Annotated in this window: 17 protein-coding genes and 2 pseudogenes; 9 read left to right on the forward strand and 10 right to left on the reverse strand. The window is 67.4% G+C overall.

Annotation, left to right across the window (positions count from 1 at the left end; translation table 11 throughout):
• Positions 1-41 precede the first annotated feature (41 nt).
• The 4 genes from ACM0PK_RS06185 to ACM0PK_RS06200 form a co-directional block, all read right to left on the reverse strand.
• Entirely contained in the window at positions 42-1,181 is a 1,140-nt protein-coding gene (locus ACM0PK_RS06185; protein WP_180883799.1) for a hypothetical protein, read from the reverse strand.
• 167 nt (positions 1,182-1,348) lie between these two features.
• A complete protein-coding gene (locus ACM0PK_RS06190) occupies positions 1,349-1,948 on the reverse strand; it encodes a thioredoxin family protein (RefSeq protein WP_072168899.1) in 600 nt (199 codons plus the stop codon).
• A 19-nt stretch (positions 1,949-1,967) separates the two neighbouring features.
• A complete protein-coding gene (locus tag ACM0PK_RS06195; protein WP_005411345.1) occupies positions 1,968-3,467 on the reverse strand; it encodes a peptide MFS transporter in 1,500 nt (499 codons plus the stop codon).
• A gap of 181 nt (positions 3,468-3,648) precedes the next feature.
• Positions 3,649-4,524: a tryptophan 2,3-dioxygenase gene (locus ACM0PK_RS06200; RefSeq protein ID WP_005419892.1), complete on the reverse strand. Its 876-nt coding sequence runs from the start codon at positions 4,522-4,524 to the stop codon at positions 3,649-3,651.
• Between the two features lie 335 nt (positions 4,525-4,859).
• Between ACM0PK_RS06200 and pdhA the strand changes: the two genes are divergently transcribed.
• Genes pdhA through ACM0PK_RS06220 form a run of 4 tightly spaced genes read left to right on the forward strand, consistent with a single transcriptional unit; the run spans position 4,860 to position 8,736 of the window.
• Positions 4,860-5,942 (forward strand): pyruvate dehydrogenase (acetyl-transferring) E1 component subunit alpha, encoded by a 1,083-nt coding sequence (pdhA, locus tag ACM0PK_RS06205; protein ID WP_010482685.1) that lies wholly within the window; start codon positions 4,860-4,862, stop codon positions 5,940-5,942.
• Entirely contained in the window at positions 5,935-7,002 is a 1,068-nt protein-coding gene (locus tag ACM0PK_RS06210) for an alpha-ketoacid dehydrogenase subunit beta (RefSeq protein ID WP_005419896.1), read from the forward strand. The genes pdhA and ACM0PK_RS06210 overlap by 8 nt, the downstream gene beginning before the upstream one ends.
• Before the next feature lies 1 nt (position 7,003).
• Positions 7,004-7,357, forward strand: a complete 354-nt coding sequence (locus tag ACM0PK_RS06215; protein ID WP_005411349.1) for an SH3 domain-containing protein — start codon at positions 7,004-7,006, stop codon at positions 7,355-7,357.
• On the forward strand, positions 7,354-8,736 hold the full coding sequence (locus tag ACM0PK_RS06220) for a dihydrolipoamide acetyltransferase family protein (protein ID WP_180883797.1): 1,383 nt from the start codon (positions 7,354-7,356) through the stop codon (positions 8,734-8,736). Before ACM0PK_RS06215 ends, ACM0PK_RS06220 begins: the two co-directional genes overlap by 4 nt.
• Positions 8,737-8,908: 172 nt before the next feature.
• Here ACM0PK_RS06220 and ACM0PK_RS06225 read toward each other — a convergent pair whose 3' ends face one another.
• From ACM0PK_RS06225 to ACM0PK_RS06235, 3 genes are all read right to left on the reverse strand, one after another.
• Positions 8,909-9,295, reverse strand: a complete 387-nt coding sequence (locus ACM0PK_RS06225; protein WP_134972902.1) for a VOC family protein — start codon at positions 9,293-9,295, stop codon at positions 8,909-8,911.
• A gap of 117 nt (positions 9,296-9,412) precedes the next feature.
• A complete protein-coding gene (locus ACM0PK_RS06230) occupies positions 9,413-10,120 on the reverse strand; it encodes a helix-turn-helix transcriptional regulator (RefSeq protein WP_180883793.1) in 708 nt (235 codons plus the stop codon).
• Positions 10,120-10,755 (reverse strand): Rossmann-fold NAD(P)-binding domain-containing protein, encoded by a 636-nt coding sequence (locus tag ACM0PK_RS06235; RefSeq protein WP_414607513.1) that lies wholly within the window; start codon positions 10,753-10,755, stop codon positions 10,120-10,122. Before ACM0PK_RS06235 ends, ACM0PK_RS06230 begins: the two co-directional genes overlap by 1 nt.
• A 105-nt stretch (positions 10,756-10,860) precedes the next feature.
• On the opposite strand from ACM0PK_RS06235, the gene ACM0PK_RS06240 reads away from it, so the two are divergent.
• Positions 10,861-12,399: a GGDEF domain-containing protein gene (locus ACM0PK_RS06240; protein ID WP_005419936.1), complete on the forward strand. Its 1,539-nt coding sequence runs from the start codon at positions 10,861-10,863 to the stop codon at positions 12,397-12,399.
• Positions 12,400-12,464: 65 nt separating this feature from the next.
• On the opposite strand, the gene ACM0PK_RS06245 is transcribed toward ACM0PK_RS06240, so the two are convergent.
• Positions 12,465-13,391, reverse strand: a complete 927-nt coding sequence (locus ACM0PK_RS06245) for a DUF808 domain-containing protein (RefSeq protein ID WP_061480242.1) — start codon at positions 13,389-13,391, stop codon at positions 12,465-12,467.
• A gap of 207 nt (positions 13,392-13,598) precedes the next feature.
• Here ACM0PK_RS06245 and ACM0PK_RS06250 point away from each other — a divergent pair.
• Positions 13,599-15,245, forward strand: a pseudogene (locus ACM0PK_RS06250) (ABC1 kinase family protein); the annotation flags it as partial.
• 244 nt (positions 15,246-15,489) lie between these two features.
• Positions 15,490-17,594, forward strand: a pseudogene (locus ACM0PK_RS06255) (phosphoglycerol transferase I).
• A gap of 529 nt (positions 17,595-18,123) precedes the next feature.
• Here ACM0PK_RS06255 and ACM0PK_RS06260 read toward each other — a convergent pair.
• Both ACM0PK_RS06260 and ACM0PK_RS06265 read right to left on the reverse strand, forming a co-directional pair.
• Positions 18,124-20,541, reverse strand: coding sequence for a DUF3772 domain-containing protein (locus ACM0PK_RS06260; RefSeq protein WP_414608083.1), 2,418 nt, complete (start codon positions 20,539-20,541; stop codon positions 18,124-18,126).
• 89 nt (positions 20,542-20,630) lie between these two features.
• The gene (locus ACM0PK_RS06265) at positions 20,631-20,879 is read right to left on the reverse strand and encodes a hypothetical protein (RefSeq protein WP_005419952.1); all 249 of its coding nucleotides are present in this window, start codon (positions 20,877-20,879) and stop codon (positions 20,631-20,633) included.
• 182 nt (positions 20,880-21,061) lie between these two features.
• Here ACM0PK_RS06265 and ACM0PK_RS06270 point away from each other — a divergent pair, with 182 nt between their 5' ends.
• Complete coding sequence (locus tag ACM0PK_RS06270) at positions 21,062-21,556, forward strand: lipocalin family protein (RefSeq protein WP_414608082.1); 495 nt, start codon at positions 21,062-21,064, stop codon at positions 21,554-21,556.
• Positions 21,557-21,568: 12 nt separating this feature from the next.
• Positions 21,569-22,777: an NAD(P)/FAD-dependent oxidoreductase gene (locus ACM0PK_RS06275; RefSeq protein ID WP_414608081.1), complete on the forward strand. Its 1,209-nt coding sequence runs from the start codon at positions 21,569-21,571 to the stop codon at positions 22,775-22,777.
• Positions 22,778-22,828: the final 51 nt, after the last annotated feature.

Raw genomic sequence — 22,828 nt, forward strand, 5'->3', positions numbered from 1 at the left:
AGGTGTGCCTGAAACGACTTAATCCCCTCCGTCCCCTTTTTTCAGCTCAGGTGCTTGCGCCTTGCGTGGATCCACGGCACGGCCAGTGCTGCGATGGCGCCGCCGGCGAAGCCCAGCGAGGCGGCAACCGTGGCGGCTTCGACGGCCCCGGGCAGCGCCAGCGCCGCAGCCACCAGCAGCAGCGACGGCAGGCCGACGAAGGTGCCCAGGAAGAAATGCCAGCGCGGTGACCAGGTATTGAGCTGCAGCAGGCTGACCGGCTGCCAGGCTTCAGATGCGGCCTCTTCGGTGATCTTCGCCACGGCCTTGGCCAGATCCACTTCCGGCAGCGCGCGCCCCAGGCGGGCGGTCGCCAGCACTTCGGCCACGGCCTCCACCGGTGGGAAGCTGGACGGCCACGCCACCGGGGCGGGCACGCCGTAAGCGGTCAGCAGCGGCACGCTCAGCCACGGCGCCACCAGCGGGCGCATGCGGCGGCGGCCATGCACGCACCAGATCTGCGGCTGTCCCTGCGCGGTGACGTTGTACAGCGCCAGTTCGTTGGCGGGCGGATAACCCAGCATGGTCACCCGCGCCGCCAGACTGTCCTGGCCCATCGCACGCAGGAAGCCCGGGCGGCTGCGCCCTTCCTGCATCCACGCCAGGCCCAGCGCGCCGACCAGCCAGGCCTCGGCGACGTCCTTGCTGCCCGCCGTGGCGCGCTCGTCACTGGCCAGGTACCACGCCAACGACTTCGGCTCGGCGACATCCTCCAGGCCCCATCGGCTGTCATCCCCCAGCACGTGCCGCACCGGCAGACGGGCAGGCGCAGTTTCGCCACGCTCCCCGGTCTGCAGGAACGGCAGCACGCCCTGGATGAAGGTGGACAGCTCGATCGCGCGCGCGCCATGGCCCTGCCATTCCGGCGGCAGCAGCCCGGCCAGCTGGCCTTCGGCGGCCAGCGCATCAAGGCGCGCCTTCTGCTCGACCAGCTTCTGTACCGCGCCCTTCAACACCACGTTGTCGGGCAACGCGATCTGCGGCAGGCGATGGCGCGGCGGGGCCAGTTCGACGGTTTCCTCGCCGGTGCCGGCGTCGTCCAACAGGGCTTCCTGCGCCGGCAAGGTCACGCCATCGCCGGCTCCGCCGTCGACCAGACCGCTGGCAGGTTCGGGCAATCGTTCGGCGTGGTCGCTGTGCATGGGCGTTCCGGTAGGTAGCATCGACGGGATGTCGACTGAGGTCCTTGCCGGTAACGGCGAGCGCGTTGCGAAGTTGAGATGCCGATTCAGGGAGTGTGACGGCGCGCGCAGTAGAGCCACGCCATGCGTGGATGCGACCCGGCATCAGTGCCGGCCAGCGGCCGGCACTACCGGTCAGGTGCCCACTGCTTGAGGAACGCGCTCACCCGCGCAGGCTGGAAGGCTTCGCCCTTGCGCAGCTCAGCAGTGGCCTGCGAGACCAGCAGGCTGCCATCGGCGTCCAGTACCAGCAGGTGCGGGTAGTCGCGCTCCATCACCGGGAACTGGGCGAAGAAGGCGGTGTTGGGCTGTTCGTCGCTGGCGTTGACCTTCACCCACACGTAGTGCGCGTCGCGGAAGCGGCGCAGGTCGCCGTTGCCTTCCACCACATCATCCAGCGCCCGGCAGCGCTCACAGGCGGCGTTGCCGATCTCGAGCAGGATGCGCTTCTTGCCGCGCTGGGCTTCCACCTTGGCGGTGGCCAGGTCATCGGCGGGGTTGCGGGCCGGGTCGAACTGCGCGCCGAGCCCGGCGATGGCGGCGATGTCTGCCGCCACCGGGGTGTTGCCCGAGGCCACCGGTTCGCTGGGGTCAGCGACCGGTGGCTCGGTGGGTCGGGTGTCCAGCGGCTGCGTGGGCTCGGCGGTGGCAGGCGGTTGCGGTTGGGAACAGGCGCCGATCAGCGCCGCACAGACCACCACCATTGCACCACCGAGCTTGCTGCGCATGCTTTCTACCCTCGCTTCATTACTTGACGCCGTGCATCAGCTTGTTGATCAGCGGGGCGATCAGGAACAGCACCACGCCGGAGCCGATCAGGGCCCAGAACCCGAAGGTATACCCCTTCAGGGCCGACTCGACCGTCATGCCGCCTTCACCACTGACCACGCCAGCGAAGATGCCCGACAGGTTGTTGCCGATGCCGGTGGACAGGAACCAGCCACCCATGCCGAAGCCGACCAGGCGCACCGGGGCCAGCTTGGTCACCATCGACAGGCCGATCGGCGACAGGCACAGCTCACCCACCGACTGGATGACGTAGACCATGAACAGGGTCCAGAACGGGATCTTGCCGTCCACCACCATCTGCGACAGGGCGAACATCAGCAGCGCGAAGGCGGCGCCGTTGAACAGCAGGCCCAGGCCGAACTTGCGCGGAATGGACGGATTGGCGCGGCCCATCGCCACCCAGATCCAGGCGATGACCGGGGCCAGGGTGATGATGGCCACCGAGTTGACCGACTGGAACCACGCGGTCGGGAAGGTCCAGTCGCCGAACTGGCGGTTGACGATGTTCTCGGCCAGGAAGGTGAACGAGCTGCCGGCCTGTTCGAAGAACATCCAGAACATCACGTTGAAGGCGAAGATGATCAGCATCGCGATCACGCGGTCGCGCTGCACCTTGCCCTCGCGGATGCCCTCGACCAGCAGCAGCACGGCCAGGGCGGTGAACATCGCGCCCAGGATCCAGGCCAGCGCGGTGGCGCCGGTGGCCAGCAGGAAGTACGCGACCGGGATGGCGACCACGGCACCGGCCAGCACCATGATGATGCGGCCGAAGCCTTCAGCGCCGGCCGGCGGTGCACCGATGCCCTTCAGGCCGGCACGACCGATGTAGAACCACACCAGCGAGATCAGCATGCCCACGCCCGAGGCGATGAACACGACCTTGTAGGACGGCATCGCATCGGTACCGAACACCTTGCGGGCCAGGTACTCGGTCAGCACCGGGGCGATCATCGCGCCGATGTTGATGCCCATGTAGAAGATGGTGAAGCCCGAATCGCGGCGCTCGTCCTTCAGGCCGTACAGCTTGCCGACCATGGTCGAGATGTTGGGCTTGAACAGGCCGTTGCCGACGATGATCGTGGCCAGGCCGAGCTTGAAGATGTGCTCCTGCGGCAGCGAGATCATGAACAGGCCCGCGGCCATGATGATCGCGCCGGTCAGGATCGAGCGCTGGTAGCCCAGTACCCGGTCGGCCACGTAGCCGCCGAAGATGGCCGCGGCGTACACCAGGGCCAGGTAGGCGCCATAGATGCGGCTGGCGTCGCCTTCACCGGCAGCGCTGCCGTTGTAGAACTGGGCAACGATGTAGAGCACCAACGCCCAGCGGATGCCGTAGAACGCAAAGCGTTCCCAGAACTCGGTCATGAACAGCATCCACAACGGGCGCGGGTGGCCCAGCGTGGTCTTGAAGTCCGGCAGTGCCGGCTCTGGGGTGTTCGCAGTGGCGTTTACGCTCATGCGGATTTCCTGGTTCGGTGGATGACGAGCACGTCCGCTGTGCAGTTGGAGCAACGCGCGAGGATCACCGACTTCTGGCGTTCACGTCAAATACACGCCGTTTGAGGCAGGTGGCAGCCTGCTCCCTGAACTTGCATCTGAAACGATCCAGCCGCGGGCCGGGAACCAAGCTGAATGGGGATCAGCCCAGCGCTGCCGGGGGCGCGGCCTGCAGGCTGGTGCGCACCTGGAACAGCTCGGGGAAGAAGGTCAGTTCCAGCGCCTTGGCCAGGAAGCCCACGCCGGACGAACCGCCGGTGCCGCGCTTGAAGCCGATCACCCGCATCACGGTGCGCATGTGTCGGAATCGCCACAGCTGGAAAGCCGTCTCCAGGTCCACCAGGTCCTCGCACAGCGCGTACTCGCGCCAGTAGCGGTCGGTGTCCTGGTAGATGCGCTCGAAGACCGGCTGCAATGCGTCGTCGGCCACGTGCGGCTGGGTCCAGTCGTGGGCCTCGTAGACCGCCGGGACAGCATGGCCAAAGCGGGCCAGGTACTTCAGGAATTCCTCGTACAGGCTCGGCGCCTCCAGCACGGTGCGCAGCTGCGCCTGCCCGGCCGGGTCGTGCTCGAACACCTGCAGCATCTGCGCGTTCTTGTTGCCCAGCAGGAACTCGATGTAGCGGTACTGCAGCGACTGGAAGCCCGACGACGGGCCCAGCACGTCGCGGAAGCCCATGTATTCGGACGGGGTCAGCGTTTCCAGCACCGACCACTGCTCGGTCAGCTGGCGCAGTACCTGCTTGCTGCGCGCCAGCACCTTGCGGCACTGCCAGACTTCATCGCGCTGCAGGAAGCCGATCGCGGCACGCAGTTCGTGGCCCAGCAGCTTCAGCCACAGCTCCGAGGTCTGGTGCTGGATGATGAAGAGCATCTCGTCATGGTGCGGCGGGCTGGACAGCGGCTGCTGCGCGCTGAGCAGCTGGTCCAGCCGCAGGTAGCCGCCGTAGGTCAGGCGTCCCTGCAGGTCGGTGTGGATGCCGGCTTCGAGATCGCGTTGGTTGTTGTCGACGGACATGGGCGGGACCAGATCGGGGGCGGCAAGGGTAGCGCGTTGCCGCCGCGCTGGCAGCCGCCGGGTCCATACCGGGGCGTGCGGCTGGCCGTGGAGCATCGGCCGATGCCGGGCCTGCGCGTGGAACCGTCCGCGCCGTTGTACGGGCGGTCAGCCAGAGGCGTATTCTGATGCTTTGCAGCAACGACTGAATACGTTGTTGTTATTGGCCCCCCACCCGCCGGCAGGGGTAAAACGGGGAATCTCCGTGTTGCGGCGCAGGAAGGCTATTCCGTACGCGTTCCTTAACATGGCGATTCATATCATTTGTAACTTCTCTGTCGAAGGTGCAGTACGCAATGACGGTTGCCGCTGAATTCAAGATCGAATACCTGCAGTACCTGGACACGGACGGCACGCTCGTCCGTGACGACCTGCCCGCGTCGCTGCGCGACCCCAAGGTGCTGGTACCGCTGTTCAAGCAGATGCTGTTCGTACGCACGTTCGACAGCAAATCCATCGCGCTGCAGCGCACCGGCAAGCTCGGCACCTATGCCGCCTGCCTGGGCCATGAAGCCGCGCACGTGGGTATCGGCGCGGCGATGCAGAAGGACGACGTGTTCGCGCCTTCGTACCGCGAGTATGGCGCGATGTTCATGCGTGGCGTACGCCCGCACGACGTGCTGATGTACTGGGGCGGCGACGAACGCGGCAACGATTACGGCGGCAACGCGGCCAGGGACTTCCCGTTCTGCGTGCCGATTTCCACCCAGTGCCTGCATGCGGCAGGTGCTGCGCTGAAGTTCAAGCTCAACAAGGAACCGCAGATCGCCGTGGCGGTGTGCGGCGACGGCGGCAGCTCCAAGACCGACTTCTACGCAGCACTGAACTCGGCCGGCGCCTACAAGCTGCCGCTGATCCTGTGCATCGTCAACAACGGCTGGGCCATCTCGGTCCCGCGTTCGGCCCAGACCGGTGCCGAAACGCTGGCGCAGAAGGGCCTGGCGGGTGGCCTGCACTGCCTGCAGGTGGACGGCAACGACCTGATCGCAGTGCTGGCGGCCATGGAGCAGGCGCGCGAGCGCGCGCTGGCCGGCGACGGTGGCACCGTGCTGGAACTGATGACCTACCGCCTGTCCGACCACACCACCGCCGATGACGCGCGCCGCTACCGCGACGACGCCGAAGTGAAGGATGCCTGGCAGCGCGAGCCGATGCTGCGCCTGCGCAAGTACCTGATCAACGCCGGTGTGTGGAGCGAAGAAGAGGAAACTGCCTGGGTCGCCGAGTGCGGCACGCGCGTGGACGAGGAAGTGAACCTGTACCTCAACACGCCGGTGCAGCCGGTCGAGGCGATGTTCGACTTCCTGTATGCCGATCCGCCGCCGGACCTGCTGGCCCAGCGTGCCCAGGCGATCGCCCTGGAGAAGCGCCATGGATGAGATCAAGAACGGCGCGCCCGGCGCGCACACCAACGCCGCCGACAGCGCTGCGGTCGCGCGCGGAGATGACAGCATGACCACCACCCCGATCACCCTCATCGAAGCCATCACCCAGGCGCTGGCCTGGGAACTGGAACACGACCCGTCGGTGCTGGTGCTGGGCGAGGACGTGGGCGTCAACGGCGGCGTGTTCCGCGCCACTGCCGGCCTGCAGCAGCGCTTCGGCTCGGACCGCATCCTCGACACCCCGCTGGACGAAACCACCATCGCCGGCCTGACCATCGGCCTGGCCGCACAGGGCATGAAGCCGGTGGCCGAAGCCCAGTTCGACGGCTTCATGTACCCGATGGTCGACCATATCGTCTGCCACGCCGCACGCCTGCGTTACCGCACGCGTGGCCGCCTGCACTGCCCGATGGTGCTGCGCGTGCCGTGGGGCGGTGGCATCCGCGCGCCGGAACACCACAGCGAAGCCAACGAGGCGATCTTCACCAACGTGCCGGGCCTGCGCGTGGTGCTGCCGTCGTCGCCGCAGCGTGCCTACGGCCTGCTGCTGGCTGCGATCCGCGAGCCGGATCCGGTGATCTACATGGAGCCCAAGCGCATCTATCGCCAGTACAAGGAAGTGGTCGTCAACGACGGCGAAGCGTTGCCGCTGGACGTCTGCTTCGTGCTGCGCGACGGCACCGACGTGACCCTGGTGACCTGGGGCGCGCAGGTGAAGGAAGCCCTGGAAGCGGCCGACAAGCTGGCCGGCGAAGGCATCAGTGCCGAAGTCATCGACGTGGCCACGCTGCGCCCGCTGGACTTCGCCACCATCGCTGAATCGGTGGCCAAGACCGGCCGCTGCGTGATCGTGCAGGAGGCCCCGAAGACCGCAGGCTTCGGCGCCGAGATCGCCGCGCGCCTGGCCGAGGAATCGATCTACGACCTGCTGGCCCCGGTCGAGCGCGTTACTGGCTACGACACCCACATTCCGCTGTTCCGCCTGGAAATGAAGTACCTGCCGAGCGTTGAGCGGATCGTGGCGGCGGCCAAGCGCGCGGTGGCGGCCGGCTGACATGCGGGCCCGCCTTCTGGGGGCTTACCGCAGCCAGTATCCCAACCCGCTCCGGTTCCACACCGGCCAGATCGTCGAAGTAGGTGTACGTGACGAGGAATGGCCGGCGTTTGCCTGGGTACGCACCAACGATGGGCGCGCTGGATGGGCGCCCATCGCCTGGTTGCAGCTGCTGGACGAGGGTCGCGCCGAAGCCCTGTGCGACTACGACGCCCGCGAGCTGGATGTGGAAAGCGGCGAGATGGTGAAGCTTCATCACGAACACGGCGGGTGGTGGTGGTCCGAGCGCGCCAATGGCGCGACGGGTTGGCTGCCGGCCCGCGAACTGGAACTGCTGGAAGAGAACTGCAAATGAGCCAGACCAAGAACTTCAACCTGCCCGACCTGGGCGAAGGCCTGCCGGACGCGACCATCGTCGAGTGGTTCGTCAAGGAAGGCGATGTGATCAAGCTGGACGAGCCGCTGGTGTCGATGGAGACCGCCAAGGCCGTGGTGGAAGTGCCCTCGCCGTTCTCCGGCAAGGTGCTGAAGCTGTCCGGCGCTGCCGGCGACATCATCCCGACCGGTTCGGTGCTGGCCAGCTTCGAACTGGACCCGAACCTGCCACAGCGCGCCGATGGCCAGGACACCGGCCACAGCCATGGTCACGCCGCACCGGCCGCGCCGACCCCGCCGCCGCTGCCTGCCGCAGCCGCACCGGTGGTCGCGGAAGAAGCCAAGCCCGCCGCGGCCGAGCGTGATGACGCCGGTACCGTGGTCGGCGCGATGCAGAGCTCCAACGCCGTGCACGCCGAACAGGCACTGGCCGTCGGTGGCGTCAAGGCCGTGCCAGCCGTGCGTGCGATGGCGCGCAAGCTGGGCGTGGACCTGAGCCGCGTGGCCGCTACTGGCACCGATGGCGCGGTGACCATGGCCGACGTCAAGCAGGCCGCCGCCAACGGCACCGCCAAACTCGGCGCCGCCCCGGCACCGGTTGCTGCCGCGTATGCCGCGCCGGCCACGGCGCAGGTGTCTGCTCCGGTGCAGAGCGAAGCCCGCACCCCGCTGTCCGCCGCCGGCAAGCCGATGCGCACCCAGCCGCCGGGCGTGGTCGCCAAGGGCCAGCCGGAACCGCTGAAGGGCGTGCGCCGCAACATGGCCCGCGTCATGGCCGATGCGCACAGCAAGGTCGTGCCGACCACGCTGAACGACGACGCCGACATCCACGCCTGGCTGCCGGGCAACGACGTCACCGCCCGCCTGGTGCGCGCCATTGTCGTTGCCGCGCAGAAGGTGCCGGCCATGAACGCCTGGTTCGACGGTGAAGCACTGACCCGCACCCTGCACGCGCAGGTGGACATCGGCATCGCCGTGGACACCGACGACGGCCTGTTCGTGCCGGCCCTGCGCAATGCCGACATGCTCGACGCACGCGGCATCCGCGAAGGCGTCAACCGCCTGCGTGAGCAGGTGGAATCGCGTTCGATCGCCGCCTCGGAACTGAGCGGCTACACCATCTCGCTGTCCAACTTCGGCATGTTCGCCGGCCGCTACGCGACCCCGGTCGTGGTGCCGCCGTGCGTGGCCATCGTCGGTGCCGGCCGTGCCCGCCACCAGATGACCCCGGTGATGGGCGGCGTGGAAGCGCACAAGGTAATCCCGCTGTCGGTCACCTTCGACCACCGCGCGGCGACCGGCGGCGAAGCCGCCCGCTTCCTGCGCGCGATGATGGACGACCTGGCGCTGGCCAGCTGATCGACCACCCCCTCTGAAACACAAGAAACGCCGGGCAATGCCCGGCGTTTTTTTTTGTGCCGCTCTACTGTAGAGCCGAGCCATGCTCGGCTGCGTTGCAATGTATCCACGTCATGCGTGGATGAAGGCAAGAAGCAAGCCGAGCATGGGCTCGGCTACAGATCGCCAGCGATCAATCGCGCGCGACCAAGCCCTCGGCGCGGCTGTACACACGCAGGCGGTGGCCATCAGGATCTGCCCCGACAAAGGTATGGCCGAACTCCAGCGTCACCGGCGACTGCAGGATCTGCACGCCCAGCGCGCGCCACGCATCGTGCATCTGCTGCACGGCGTCGGGGTTGGCGACGACCATCGCCAGTTCGGCGGCACCGGCCTGCGCGGACACCGGCGGTTGCACGCCATCGCGCTGCCACAGGCCGAGTGCGGCGCCATCGCCGAGCAGGAACAGGGCGAAGCCAGGCGACTGCTCGACCGGCGGTTTGCCGAGGATGCCACTGTAGAAGGTTGCGCTGGTGGCGACGTCGCGCACGTACTGCAGCAGGGTGCTGGGCGTGAACATGGGGAAGCTCCGTTGTTGGGAGCGTTCATGGTGGTACGGGCCTGCTGACACATTCTGTCAGTAGAGGGGACTGCCGGTAGAGTCGACTCTACCCCCCGCTCTCGGCTGTTGCTGTGGTTATGAGCGATCCAGCCAGTCCGGCGCGATGCCCTGGGCCTTCTGCCAGCGCCGCAGCAGCGTAGCGCGCGGCACGCGGTAGCGGTCCTCCAGCACACGCACCTGACGGATGCGATCCAGCCGGAAATGGCGGAAATCCTCGCGGCGCTCGCACCACGCCGCCAGCATCGGCACTTCATCGAAGTAGCCCAGCGCGAACGGCCAGACAATGCGCTCACTGCGCCGGCCTTGCGCATCCTCGTAAGCGAACTTCAGGCGCTGCTGTGACCCCACAGCCTCACGCACGGCCTGCAGACGCGCGGGGGGAACCTTGCTCCCCGCGCGCGACGGTCCCACGCGCAGGCCACTGTCACGCAAGGCCTCGCGGCGCGCTGCCGGCAGCACATGCGCGATACGCGCCAGGGCATCACGCGCCGCCTCGGCCAGCGCCGGTTCTGTGCGCGCAGCGACCCAGCGCAGGCCGAGCACCAGCGCGTCGATCTCGGCCGGTGGCAGGGTCATGGGAGGCAAGGTATCGCTCGGCGCCAGCTGGTAGCCGACGCCAGCCTCGCCACGCAGGTCGGCGCCCTGCTCGCGCAGGGTCTCGATATCGCGGTACAGCGTGCGCAGGCTGATGCCCAGCGCTTCGGCCAGCGCCTGCCCGGCCACCGGCCGTCGATGACGGCGCAGCAGCTGCAGCAGCTGGGTCAGGCGCAGCGCTCGCGACATCAGCCGACCAGCGTGCTCGACGCCACCACGTGCTCGCCCGGCTGCGGGGCCAACGCAGCCTCGACCAGCGCCTTGGCAATCTCGGTGGCCGGATTGATCCGCCACGCACGCGGCAAGACCGGCCCCAAAGCGCCCAGCACCGTCAGCGCCAGGCGCTCGCCACGACGCACCTCGTTGCGCTCGCCCCCGATCAGCCCTGGGCGGACCAGGGTCAACGAATTGAAGCCCAGCGCGCGCAGGTCACGCTCCAGCTCGCCCTTCACCCGGCTGTAGAAGATCGACGACTGCGGGTTGGCGCCGGCCGCGGAATTCAGCACATAAGTCTGCGCACCCTGTGCCTGTGCGAGCCGCGCGAACGCCAGCGGGTAGTCATGATCGATGCGGCGGAAAGCCTCGCGGCTGCCGGCCTGGGCAATGGTGCTGCCCAGCGCGCAGATGACTGCGTCCACGCGCGCCCACCCCGGTGCGGCCGGCAGCGCGTCGAAGGCCAGCACCGGGTTCTCCAGCTTCCCGTGGGTCAACACCAGCGGGCGGCGGGTGGGCGCTACCACGGCGCTGCAGCGTGGGTCGTCCAGCAGCCCAGGAAGGGTCAGCCCACCGACCAGGCCGGTCGCCCCCAGCAACATCACGCGCATCACCACCTCCACTGCGGCATCCTGTCGCCCATCCTAGTCGTTCAAGCCATCGGCAGCCGCGCCGATATGCTGGAACCAGTCCCTGCCAGCCCCAGGATTCGCTCCATGACGGACCAGCCCGACCACCGCCCTGCCCCCGGTACCGCCCTTGGGCCGCCGGCACGCGTGCGCGCTGTCGTGGACGATGGACGGGGTGACCGCGTGGTGCTGCAGGGCGGCGGTGGCGTGGCGCTGCAGCAGCTGTTCGCAGGCGCCGATGCACCGGAGCCTTTGCTGGCGGCGTTCGCCAACGGCATGGCCACCCTGCCCGGCGAGTTGGGCGACATGGGCGACCGCCTGCAGTCGGCACAGGCCAGTGCCGATTGGCCTCGCTATGGGCGCGCGATGCGGCAGTTGATCGACAAGTACATCCGCACCATCGAGCAGCATTCGCCGGACGGGCAGCCGGAAAGCCTGCGCCTGTCCGAGCAGCTGCGGCTGCTGCTGGGCGGTGCGGTGGTGGCCCTGCTGCAGCACGACCCGGACCTGCGCGAGCAAGCGCAGGCGCTGGCCCTGCGCCTGCGCCAATGGCAGCCGGGCACAGCCCTGGAACCAATCGAACAGGGCGTGCGCGAACTTGGCCACCAGGTCGGCGTGCGTGCCGAAAGCTGGCAGGAGCAGCAGGCGCTGCTGCTGGAGCTGTTCGCGCTGCTGCTGGAGAACGTCAGCGAGCTGCTGGATGACCGCAGCTGGCTGCAGGGCCAGATCGCGGCGGTGCGCCAGTTGCTGGACGGTCCGTTGGAAGCCGAGGCAGTCGAGCGCACCCGCGCCGAGTTGCGCGAAGTGATCTACAAGCAGGGCCTGCTGCGCCAGGGCATCGACGATTCGAAGGCGGCGATGCGCGGGTTGATGGGCGAGTTCATCGAGCGCATGGATGGCATGGCCACCAGCACCGGCGAATACCACGACCGCATCGGCAGCTACGCGTTGCAGCTGCGCGAGGCGCGCAGCATCGCCGACCTCAACCAGCTGCTCCAGGAGGTGATGCGCGATACCGGCAAAGTGCAGCAGCAGGCCGCACAGGCCCGCGATCACCTGGCCAATGCGCGGCAGGAAGTGGAGCGTGCAGAGCAGCGCATTGCCGAGCTGGAGCAGGAACTGCGCGCCGCTGGTGACCTGGCACGCATCGATCCACTGACCCAGGCGCTGAACCGCCGTGGCCTGGATGAACTGCTGGAGCGCGAGCTGGCCCGAGCCGCGCGCAACAACTCACCGCTGGGCGTAGCGGTGATCGACCTGGATGATTTCCACCAGACCAATGACGCGCATGGGCATGCCGGTGGCGATGCGTTGCTGCAGCACCTGGTGGCCGTGTGCAAGCTGCTGCTGCGCGCCACCGACGGCATCGCACGGCTGGGCGGCGACGAGTTCGTGCTGGTGCTGCCGGAAACCCAGGGCGCCGACAGCATGGCCACCGTGCAGCGCCTGCAGCGCTCGCTGGCCCATCGCGTGCTGACCGTGCAGGACCAGCGCGTGCCGGTGCATTTCAGCGCCGGGCTGGCGCAGTGGCAGCCCGGTGACGATACCGAAACCCTGCTGCGGCGCGCCGATGACGCGCTGTATGCGGCCAAGCGGCAGGGCAAGAACCGCGTGCAGGCGGGGTGATCGTGGAATGGGGTCAGATCCCTTTTCCAACGGGAAAAGGGATCTGACCCCGAGGGTCTACGGGCTTATTTACCGCGCAGCTTCTGGAACCCGGTCACCGCTGCCAGCACGATGGCGCCGGCGATGATGCCGACCACCATGTTGCCCACCGCGCTCACCAGCCAGCCCCACTGCCCTTCGCCGCCCAGCGCCTGCACCGCGTGGTGCAGGGCCGGCACGTTGTGCACCAGGATGCCGCCGCCGACCAGGAACATGGCGATGGTGCCGGCCACCGACAGGAACTTCATCAGCCACGGCGCCGACGCCACCAGCCCGCGACCGAAGGCGGCAATGGCACCGCCCTTGCGCGACAGGTACAGCCCAACGTCATCGAGCTTGACGATGCCCGCCACCAGCCCATAGACGAACACGGTCATCGCCAGTGCGACCACGCTCAGCGTGAGGATCTGGTTGGTGAACGACGCAGTGGCGACCACGCCCAGGGTGAGCACGATGATCTCGGCCGAAAGGATGAAGTCGGTGCGGATCGCGCCCTTCACCTTGTCCTTCTCCCACGCGACCATGTCCACCTGCGCGTCAGCCAGCGCCTTGCGGCGTTCGGCCTGGCGCTCGGCATCGTCGTCGGAGGAATGCAGGAAGCGGTGCGCCAGCTTCTCCACGCCTTCGAAGCACAGGAAGGCACCGCCGATCATCATCAGCGGCACGATCAGCGGCACGTTCCAGCCGCGGCTGTGCAGCCAGGCTTCCAGCGCACTGATCGCCAGCGCCGCCGGCACCAGGATGACCTTGTTGACCAGCGAGCCCTTGGCCACCGCCCAGACCACCGGCAGTTCGCGGTTGGCGTTGACTCCGGTCACCTGCTGCGCGTTCAGCGCCAGATCGTCGCCCAGCACACCGGCGGTCTTCTTCGCCGCGACCTTGGTCAGGACCGAGACATCGTCGAGCAGGGAGGCGATATCGTCGAGCAGGGCAAACAGGCTGGCACCGGCCATGGGGCGTCCAAGAATGGGAATGAGCGGATTCTGACCGATCCGCCGGCCTCTGCGATAGCTGCGGGGTTCACCGCATGCCCACCTTCCCCCGGCGACACTGCCGAATCCGGACATTGCCGGCCAGCGGCCGGCACTACCGTCCTTGCCGCATGGGAGTTCCGCTTGAGCAATCCGCCCACCGCCAATGGCAATCCTCCGCTGGTCACAGGCATGAACCGGCGCAGCCAGATCCTGCGCCTGCTGCTGCGCTACCGCCATTCGGGCGTGTTCTCCGGCATGAACCTGGACGCCGCCAGCAACCAGGCCGACGTGCCCGCCGATGGCAACCCGGAACAGTTCGTCAGTGACCTGGAGGCCCTGGGGCCGACCTTCGTCAAGCTGGGCCAGATGCTGTCCACCCGCCCGGACATGGTGCCGGTGGAGTTCGCCACCGCCCTGGAACGCATGCAGGAAAAGGTGGCGCCGATCCCGGTCGAGCGCATCCACGCCATCATCGAGCAGGAGCTGGGGGTGGGGGTGAACAAGCTGTTTGCCTCGTTCGATCCCGAGCCGTTGGGTTGTGCGTCGATCGCGCAGGTACATCGCGCGGTGCTGCACGATGGCCGCCAGGTGGCAGTGAAAGTGCAGAAGCCTGAAGTGGCCGCGCAGCTGCGCTCGGACCTGGAAGCGCTGCGCAGCTTTGCGCTGGCCGCCGATCATCTGACCCAGGTGGGCCGCCGCGTGCGCCTGCGCGACTGGCTCAACGAGTTCGCCAAGACCCTGATGCAGGAGCTGGACTACCACACCGAGGCCGAGAACCTGGCCCGCTTCGGACGGCATCTGCGGCCCTTCCGCCGCCTGTGGGTACCGCAGCCGATCTGGGACTACAGCAGCCAGCGCGTGTTGACCATGGAGCTCGCCACCGGCGTGCGCGTGGATGCGATCTCTGGCGTGCGCCGCACCGAGCAGGACATGGATCCGCTGGCAGCGGCGCTGATCCGCGGCTACCTGGACCAGATCTTCGTGCATGGCGAGATCCATGCCGACCCGCACCCGGGCAACCTGCGGGTGATGCCCGATGGCCGGCTGGCGATCTTCGACCTGGGCATGGTCGCGCACATGCCGCCGCGCCTGCGCGAGCGGCTGCTGAAGATCCTGTTCGCCGCCGTCGATGGCCGCGGCGAAGAAGTGGCCGACGATCTGATCAGCATCAGTACGCGGCTGGAGGCCTTCGACGAAGAGCGCTACCTGCGCGAGACCGGCCAGCTGATCGCGCGCTACGCCGCCAGTGGCAGCTTCTCGGAAGGCCGCGTGGTGCTGGACATGGTGCGCATCGCCACTGCCTGCGGGCTGCGCACGCCGCCGGAACTGAGCCTGCTGGGCAAGGCCCTGCTCAACCTGGAAACCGTGTGCCGGCTGCTGGCGCCGGAGCTGGACACGCGCCGCATCGTCGAGCGCCAGCTGCAGCACGTGATGCGCGCGCGCCTGAAGAAATCCCTGTCGGCGGCCAACATCGCCAGCGAGGCGATGGAGCTGCAGCAGCTGCTGCGCGACGGGCCGCGCAAGCTGTCGGACATCATGGCGCTGCTGGCCGAGAACCGCCTGCAGATGAAGGTGACCGGGCTGGAAGAATCGCGGTTGATGGAGAACCTGCAGAAGATCGCCAACCGCGTGGCGGCCGGCATCATCAGCGCCGCGTTGATCATGGCTGCGGCAATGATGATGAAGATCGACACCGGCTGGCACCTGTTCGGCTATCCCCTCATCGCACTGATACTGCTGTTGATCGGCGTGGTGCTGGGGCTGGGCATCGTTACCAGTGCATTGCTGTTCGATCGTCGCGCGCGGGCGCGCGAGGAACGCGGGCACCGCTGATGCGTTGGCGAAAAGCCGCGTATTCATGCGGTTTTTAATGCAATCCAACGAAGCCTTTCACGCTCGTTTTACCTTCGCGGCGTGATTGCACGCACGTCCTTTCAACAAACATTTCAGTCAGCTTCGTGCATGCACTATCGGGTCATCGGCCTGTCATGTGGATGTGCTTGCAGCAGCGCCGGTCGGATGGACACGCGTCGGTACGACGTCCATCGCCACCACCCCGTCACTGCCGAAGCTGCCTATGCTCTGGACACTGCTGTTGTCGTTGTTGCTGCTGTGCTGGCTGTTCCTCGCGTCCGACAAGTGGGTGTGGTGGAAGGCCGGTGCATTCTCGCTGCTGTTGCTGATGCTCAGCACGTGGTGGCTGATCGACAAGCTGTCCGGTGATGGGCTCAACGCCGCCACGCTTTATCACCTCGGCGCCGACATGGAAGGCGCTGGTGTCTCCGACTTCAAGGGCTACATCGCCGGCTTCATCGTGCTGGCGCTGGTCTCGCTGCTGCCGCTGTTTGCCACGCGGGTGAAGCGCTGGCGCCGGCCCGGCCACGGTGGCGCGCTGTTCGCCGGCTTCGCGACCGTGTGGGTGGCCACGATCCTGATCAGCCCGCTGGCCCGTGACGGCCAACGCCTCTACCAGCAGCTGCGCCCGGTCGATTTCGCCCGTATCGCCCCCGAGTACCAGGTGCCGACTCAACCGCTGCAGCGCCCGCGCAACATCGTATGGATCTACGGCGAAAGCCTGGAACGCACCTATCTGGATGAGGCCGTGTTTCCCGGCCTGATGCCCAACCTCAACCGCCTGGCGTCCGAGTCGCTGGACGTGCGTGGCCTGGCCTCGGCCGAAGGCAGCGGCTGGACCATCGCCGGCCTGGTGTCGTCAATGGTGGCGTGCCGCTGACCACCTCGCAGGGCGACGAGAACAGCATGGACCGCATGGGCAGTTTCCTGCCCAAGGCGGTGTGCCTGGGCGACTACCTGAAGCAGCAGGGCTACACCAACCATTACCTGGGCGGCGCCAACGGCCAGTTCGCCGGCAAGGGCCAGTTCCTGGCCAGCCATGGCTTTGACGAAGTGCATGACCTGGCATGGTTCAAGCAGCAGAAGAAGATCGGCCGCATCCACTACTCGGCCTGGGGCGTGCACGACGACGTGCTGCTGGACACCGCCTACCAGCGGTTCGAGCAGCTCTCGCGCGCCGGTTCACCATTCATGCTGACCACGCTGACCATGGACACCCACCACCCGGCGGGCCACCTGCCGGTGTCGTGCAAGGGCGAGCGCTACCGCAGCGGGTACGGCAACATCGGCCTGCTCAATGCACTCAAGTGCACCGACCGCCTGATCTCACAGCTGGTCGAGCGTATCCAGGCCAGCCCGTATGGGAAGGACACGCTGATCGTGATCGCCTCCGACCACCTGGCGATGCCCAACGATCTCAGCCACGTGCTGGCCAAGCAGAAGCGCGAGAACCTGCTGCTGTTCCTCGGCGACGACATTGCTCCGCAGCAGCTCAGTGCCGACGCTGGCACCACCCTGGATTCCGGTGCGACCCTGCTCAGCCTGCTGGACCCGAACCTGAAGACGATGGGCTTTGGCCGTTCGCTGATCGACCCGCAGCGCGCGCCCAGCGCCAGCGTGGCCGCACGCCGCGATGATGGCCGCGACTACCCGCAGTACCTGGCCTTCGCCCGTTCGCTGTGGCTGGGCCAGCCGACCCGCGAACTGAAGATCGATGGCGATGATCAGGTGGTCATTGGCCTGCAGCACGTGCAACCGCCGGTGCTGCTGGAGTACGACAAGGACTGGGGCCTGAAGTCCGTGTATCTGGAGAACACCTCGCGCCAGTTCGATGATGCCAACCCGGACAACACCCTGGCCTACGTCGACCGTTGCACCGCGTTCGAGGACGGCTCGGCCGACGGCGACTGGTGCGCCCTGCTCGTCAACCGCGACAACGGCATCAAGCTGTACCGCGACAACGACCTGCGCGGTGGCATCGCGGTGGATGCACCGCTGGATACGCTCCAGGGCCCGCGCCCGAGCGTGCGCCAGGCACACATGATCACCCAGAAGGGACGCCGTACGCGTGCCGGCCAGTACATGCTGCAACTGGTGGCTAGCACGCGCCCGGACCGCGGCTTCTGGATCGAAGCGGTGTCCTCGCAGCGCAAGGTGGTGCTGGCCCAGCAGTGGGTGCAGCCCGATGCCAACGGCAAGATCAACGTGTCGTTCGGGCTGGATCACGAAGTGGACGATCTGGAGATCCGCGCGTGGTTGAACCACGCCGAGAAGCTGGCGGTGGATACGTTCGCACTGGTGCCCTCGCGCAGCCGACCGCGGGGGTAGGGCTATTTGCAGGGCTGCGCCCTGCCACCCGTGGTAGTGCCGGCCGCTGGCCGGCAACCTCAGAAGCAACAGCAACAGCTGGAATTCCGTGGGATGGCGGGGCGGTGTGGGTTGGCAGGACACGCCGTAAACCCGTCCATGGGGGCTCGATGGCGCCATCCATGGCGCCAACGGTCCTGCCAACCCACACCGCCCCACCTTTGACAGCTTCCGTGTGCTGTTGGTGGGTGTCGACCTTGGTCGACACACTCTGTCAGTTATCGAAAATCAAAATGGGGTCAGATCCGTTTTCCTCCGGAAAACGGATCTGACCCCAAAAGCAATTCCAACAGATCGCGGAAATCTGTCGAAGGCGGGGCGATGCCGGAGTGTGGGGTGTCAGCCGCATGGATGCGGCTGCCAAGCCTCCATGGAAGGATTCACGGCGTCCCCGCACTCCGGCACCGCCCCGCCATCCCACGGAATGCACGCTGTTGCTGTTGCTGTTGCTGTTGCTGTTGCTGCTGAGCTTGCCGGCCAGCGGCCGGCACTACTGCGGATCGCGGATGATGTGGATGTCGGTCGGGGTCGACAGCGGAATGTTCCGCTCGGCCAGGATCTGCAGCAGGCTGAAGTACAGGTCGCTGCGGGTGGCGTACACCTGCCGCGGGCTGGCCACGTACGCGAAGCTGTTGATGGTGATCTGGCCACCGGCAATGCTGTCGATGTAGACCGTCGGTGCCGGCTGATTCAGCACATTCGTGTGCGCGGTGTACGCATCCAGCAGCGCCTGCCGCAGATTGCCGACATCCGTGCTGGGCGGCACCGCGAACTGGATCTGGATGCGGCCCTGGTTGTTGCCCATCGTCATGTTGCGCACGGTCTTGGTGACCAGCTCGGAGTTGGGCACGATCAACGTCGACTTGTCGCCCACCTGGATCTCGGTCGAACGCAGGCTGATGCGGCGGATGTCGCCCTCCTGGTCACCCAGCTTCACCCAGTCACCGATCTTCACCGGCCGCTCGGCCAGCAGGATCAGGCCGGAGACGAAGTTCTGGGTGATCACCTGCAGGCCGAAACCGATACCCACCGACAGCGCGCTGACCAGCAGGGCCAGCTTGCTCAGCTGCAGCCCCATCGCGCTCAGCGCCCAGATCACCGCGATGATGATGCCCACATAGCGGGCAACGGTACTCACCGAATTACGCGCGCCCAGGTCCAGCTCGGTCTTGGGCAGGTAGGTGTCGGTCAGCCAGCGCTGTACCAGCTGGGTAACGGCCAGGCCAGCCAGCAGCACCAGCACCGCCAGCACGATGCGCACCGGCTCCAGCTTGGTTCCGCCAATGTCGAATCCAGAGGTGAACAGCGAGGAGAAGCGCTCCACCACCGCGCCGATGTTGCCGAACGGTGCCACCAGCGCCAGCAGCGCGATCAGTACGACGATGGTGCGCAACGCCGCCGACAGCAGCACGCCCGCTTGTTCCAGCCGGGATACGCTCAGGCCGGTGCTGAGCAGGATGGTCTGGCCGACCTTGCTGTCGGCGTTGAGCATCCAGGTGCTCAGGTCATCGACGAACTTGAACAGCAAGGTTGCGGCCAGCACTACGATGCTGCCGCCGATCAGCTGCTGGTTCACGAACTTGGCGAAATTCAGGTAGCCCAGCAACGTGGCGACGATGGCCGCCACCACCGCGATGTTGCCCGCTACCCGGGCCAGTACCAGCCAGCTGCTGCGGCGCACGGGCGTGGTTGCCCCCACGCCATCGGCCTGTGCTTCCAGCTTGGCCTCGGCCTCGGCGGTCTGCCGCCGATGCAGGCGCGCCAGGGTCACCAGCATGGCCATGATCAGGCCGAGGTAGGTCAGGGCAATCAGGCCGTCCAACGCCACCGTGGTGACATCGCTGGTGCGCGTAGCCTGGTCGAGGGCCACCAGCACCGTGCTCAGCCAGGCCAGCGCCGCCGCGCCCCAGGCGTATTTGCGAAGCTTCAGCGCGGCGGTGTCGTCCAGGTTCAACAGCCGCCATGATGGGCGCTTGGGCACCAGCAGGCAGGCGCTGAGCGCGGCAATGAAGGCCGCACGGAAGGTGGCGGTCTCCAGGCCGTCAGCCACCACCTGCAGGCGCGGCGCGATCGCATCGATCGCATCCAGCGCCGCCATCAGTACCACCACGGCATAACCGGGCAGCAGCGTGCCCACCAGCAGCAGCCACATCGCCAGGCCAGACCGGCGCAGTCGTCCATCAGGCGCGCGCTCGGACGCGGCGAACTTCCGCCCCAGCCTGCGCAGCCACAACCGCAGCGGGAACATCATCACCAGCGCGACCAGCAGGCCCAGCAACGGCGTGCCCCAGCCATGGGTGCGGATGCCGGCGACCAGCGCGTCACGCCCCTGCTCGGCCAACGGCGCAACGCGCGCGATATCGATCGGCAGGCGCTCGGCCACCTTGCTCCACAACGCGGGCGACAGCGGCGAGGCGACCTTCTGGCCCAGTTCTTCCGTGCGTTGTGCGGTGCGCTGCTGTTCGATGTCGGTCGCCAGCTGCTGTGCACGCACGGCACTGGCCTTGGCCTGGGCCACCGACGCGGCCAGGCCGTCGCGCTGCCTGGTTATGGCCCGTCGCTGCGCTGCCAGCTCCGGCGGCTCCGTGGTGCCCTCGGCAGGCGTCCCCAGCTGCGCCAGCTGCTCGTTGATGCGATCCAGCTGGGGCTGCAGTGCCTTTTCCAGTGCCTCGGCGTCACGCCGTGCCTGCGAGGCATTCTCGGACAGCATCGCCAGCGTCTCGGTGGCTTCCGCATCGCCACGCTTGCGCTCGACATCCTTCAACCGCGAATCGATCTCCGCCAGCTGCTGCTTGGGCGTGGGGTCCTCCTCCTGTGCCAGCACCGGCGCGGACAGCAGGAAGGCAGTGCACAGCAGCAGGACCCACCAGGGCCCCCGTGCACGGATCGATCGCAGGAAAGAAGACACGCAGCCACACCGGTTCGCGCGGACCACCGCGCCTGCGCGCGACTATACGGCACAGGCGGTAAACGGCGGATGGGGGACGTGCAGCAGTATCAGTACTTCAGGCGCAGCTCTTCCACGGTCGGCTGCTGCAGCGCGTACCAGTCCTGGAACTCTTCCTCGGTGATCTCGTCGGGCGCATACACCGCCACCGGGTGCCACTCGTGGTCGGTCGGCAGTGGCTGGCGCGGGCCGGCTCGCAGGCTGTAGCTGACGCCCTCGTAGTCGACCAGATCATCGACCTGCGGCCACTGTTCGCGTGCGAACGCGGATTCACTCTTCAACAGGATCACCTGGTACATCGGCACCTCCACCTCGGTTGGATCAGGAAAACACGGCGCTGGCGGCAGGATACCGCCATGCCGGTGACAACAGGCACGTCGCAGCGGCGACGGATCGTTCTGGACACGGCCATCGCCCCGGCTTCACCCGCCCATGGCGAGCCCATCGGCATCGTGGAGGCCCGCCCCTGACACGATGACCGATGACCGAGCACCCGTCGCTGAAGACCGTCGCCGACCTCAAGCTGCCGCGCTACCTGGGCACCTGGTACGAGATCGCGCGCCTACCGATGCGCCACGAGCCGGAAGGCTGCACCGATGTGTCGGCGCACTACACCCTGCTCGACAACGGCAATGTCGGCGTCACCAACCGCTGCCGCATGGACGGCGAGATCGAAGAGGCCACCGGCGAGGCCTGCGCCGTCGACAACGACAGCGCGCGCCTGGAGGTCAGTTTCCTGCCCAAGGGCCTGCGCTGGCTGCCGTTCGCCAAGGGCGACTATTGGGTGATCCAGGTCGCCCCGGACTACAGCGTCTCGCTGGTCGGCAGCCCGGATCGCAAGTACCTATGGCTGCTGGCGCGCGAGCCACGCCTGGACGCGACCGTGCAGGACCATTATCTGGCCGCGGCCCGCCTGCAGGGCTTCGATCTGTCCGAACTGATCCAGACCCCGCATACCGGCCACCCCACCGCCTGAGCACGACCACGCATGGACCTGAAAAGTGGCTACCCCTGGTGGGCAGTGCGCAACGGACTGCTGCAGGCCTTTCCCCCGCTGGAGCAGGATCTGCGCTGCGACGTGCTGGTGGTCGGTGGCGGCATCACCGGTGCGCTGATCGCCGACGAACTGTCCGCCCACGGCCACGAGGTGGCGGTGATCGAGCAGCGCGACATCGGCTGGGGCAGCACGGCGGCCAGCACCGCGCTGTTGCAGTATGAGATCGATACCCATCTGCTGGAACTGGCCGAGCGCTATGGCAAGGATGCCGCCGCCCTGGCCTACCTTGCCTGTGCCGACGCGATCCCGGCACTGGCCGAAGTGGCACGCGGGCTGAAGGAGGTGGACTTCCGGCCGATGGACAGCCTGTACCTGGCCAGCCGGCGGCGCGACGTGCCGCGCCTGATGGCCGAAGGAGCTGCACGCCGTGATATTGGACTGGACGCGCGTTGGCTGGACCGCGAAGCCCTGCGCGAACGCTTCGACGTGGATGCCGGCGGCGCCCTGTTGACCCGCCAGGCAGCGCGGGTCGATCCCTACTGCCTCACCTACGGCCTGCTCAAACGAGTGCGCCGCCGCGGCGGCCATGTGCACGACCGCACCGTGCTGCACACGCTGAAGCCTGGCGCGCAGGGGGTGACCGCGATGACCGAGGCCGGCGCCACGGTCCGTGCCCGCCACGTGGTCCTGGCGATGGGCTACGCCAACCAGCGCTGGCTTGAACAGCGGGTCGCGCGCAACCGCAGCAGCTACGCCTTCATCACCGACCCGATCGATGCGGACACGCTGGGCCGGCTGCAGCGCACGATGGTGTGGGAGAGCGCACGCCCGTACCTGTACCTGCGCGCCACCGGCGACCGCCGCCTGCTGGTGGGTGGGCTGGACGACGCCATCGATATCCCGGCGCGGCGCGACCGGCGCGTGCAGCGCAAGGCCGAAAAGCTGATGGATCAGCTCCTGCACTGGTTCCCGCGGCTGGACCCGGTGCCCGCCTTTTCCTGGGCCGGCACCTTCGCCGAAACCGCCGACGGCCTGCCCTTCTTCGGCCCGCACCCGCAGTGGGGCCCGCGGGTGCATTTCGCCATGGCCTACGGTGGCAACGGCATCACCTATTCGATGATCGGCGCCCAGCTGCTGCGGGCCCGGATCGAGCGGCGCAAGCATGCGCTGGAAGGGCTGTTCGGGTTCGGGCGGTTGTGACCTGCAGCCGGCCGCGGCCGGCTCTACCCCAATCCGGCGCCGACAGGCATC

The sequence above is a fragment of the Stenotrophomonas sp. FR010 genome (assembly GCF_047520755.2).
GTDB lineage: Bacteria > Pseudomonadota > Gammaproteobacteria > Xanthomonadales > Xanthomonadaceae > Stenotrophomonas > Stenotrophomonas sepilia.

What these genes read in the sequence shown, in the direction of transcription:
- ACM0PK_RS06185 (WP_180883799.1), bottom strand. Translation starts at nt 1,181, where the DNA reads ATGCACAGCGACCACGCCGAACGATTGCCCGAACCTGCCAGCGGTCTG.
- ACM0PK_RS06190 (WP_072168899.1), bottom strand. Translation starts at nt 1,948, where the DNA reads ATGCGCAGCAAGCTCGGTGGTGCAATGGTGGTGGTCTGTGCGGCGCTG.
- ACM0PK_RS06195 (WP_005411345.1), bottom strand. Translation starts at nt 3,467, where the DNA reads ATGAGCGTAAACGCCACTGCGAACACCCCAGAGCCGGCACTGCCGGAC.
- ACM0PK_RS06200 (WP_005419892.1), bottom strand. Translation starts at nt 4,524, where the DNA reads ATGTCCGTCGACAACAACCAACGCGATCTCGAAGCCGGCATCCACACC.
- pdhA (WP_010482685.1), top strand. Translation starts at nt 4,860, where the DNA reads ATGACGGTTGCCGCTGAATTCAAGATCGAATACCTGCAGTACCTGGAC.
- ACM0PK_RS06210 (WP_005419896.1), top strand. Translation starts at nt 5,935, where the DNA reads ATGGATGAGATCAAGAACGGCGCGCCCGGCGCGCACACCAACGCCGCC.
- ACM0PK_RS06215 (WP_005411349.1), top strand. Translation starts at nt 7,004, where the DNA reads ATGCGGGCCCGCCTTCTGGGGGCTTACCGCAGCCAGTATCCCAACCCG.
- ACM0PK_RS06220 (WP_180883797.1), top strand. Translation starts at nt 7,354, where the DNA reads ATGAGCCAGACCAAGAACTTCAACCTGCCCGACCTGGGCGAAGGCCTG.
- ACM0PK_RS06225 (WP_134972902.1), bottom strand. Translation starts at nt 9,295, where the DNA reads ATGTTCACGCCCAGCACCCTGCTGCAGTACGTGCGCGACGTCGCCACC.
- ACM0PK_RS06230 (WP_180883793.1), bottom strand. Translation starts at nt 10,120, where the DNA reads ATGTCGCGAGCGCTGCGCCTGACCCAGCTGCTGCAGCTGCTGCGCCGT.
- ACM0PK_RS06235 (WP_414607513.1), bottom strand. Translation starts at nt 10,755, where the DNA reads ATGCGCGTGATGTTGCTGGGGGCGACCGGCCTGGTCGGTGGGCTGACC.
- ACM0PK_RS06240 (WP_005419936.1), top strand. Translation starts at nt 10,861, where the DNA reads ATGACGGACCAGCCCGACCACCGCCCTGCCCCCGGTACCGCCCTTGGG.
- ACM0PK_RS06245 (WP_061480242.1), bottom strand. Translation starts at nt 13,391, where the DNA reads ATGGCCGGTGCCAGCCTGTTTGCCCTGCTCGACGATATCGCCTCCCTG.
- ACM0PK_RS06265 (WP_005419952.1), bottom strand. Translation starts at nt 20,879, where the DNA reads ATGTACCAGGTGATCCTGTTGAAGAGTGAATCCGCGTTCGCACGCGAA.
- ACM0PK_RS06270 (WP_414608082.1), top strand. Translation starts at nt 21,062, where the DNA reads ATGACCGAGCACCCGTCGCTGAAGACCGTCGCCGACCTCAAGCTGCCG.
- ACM0PK_RS06275 (WP_414608081.1), top strand. Translation starts at nt 21,569, where the DNA reads ATGGACCTGAAAAGTGGCTACCCCTGGTGGGCAGTGCGCAACGGACTG.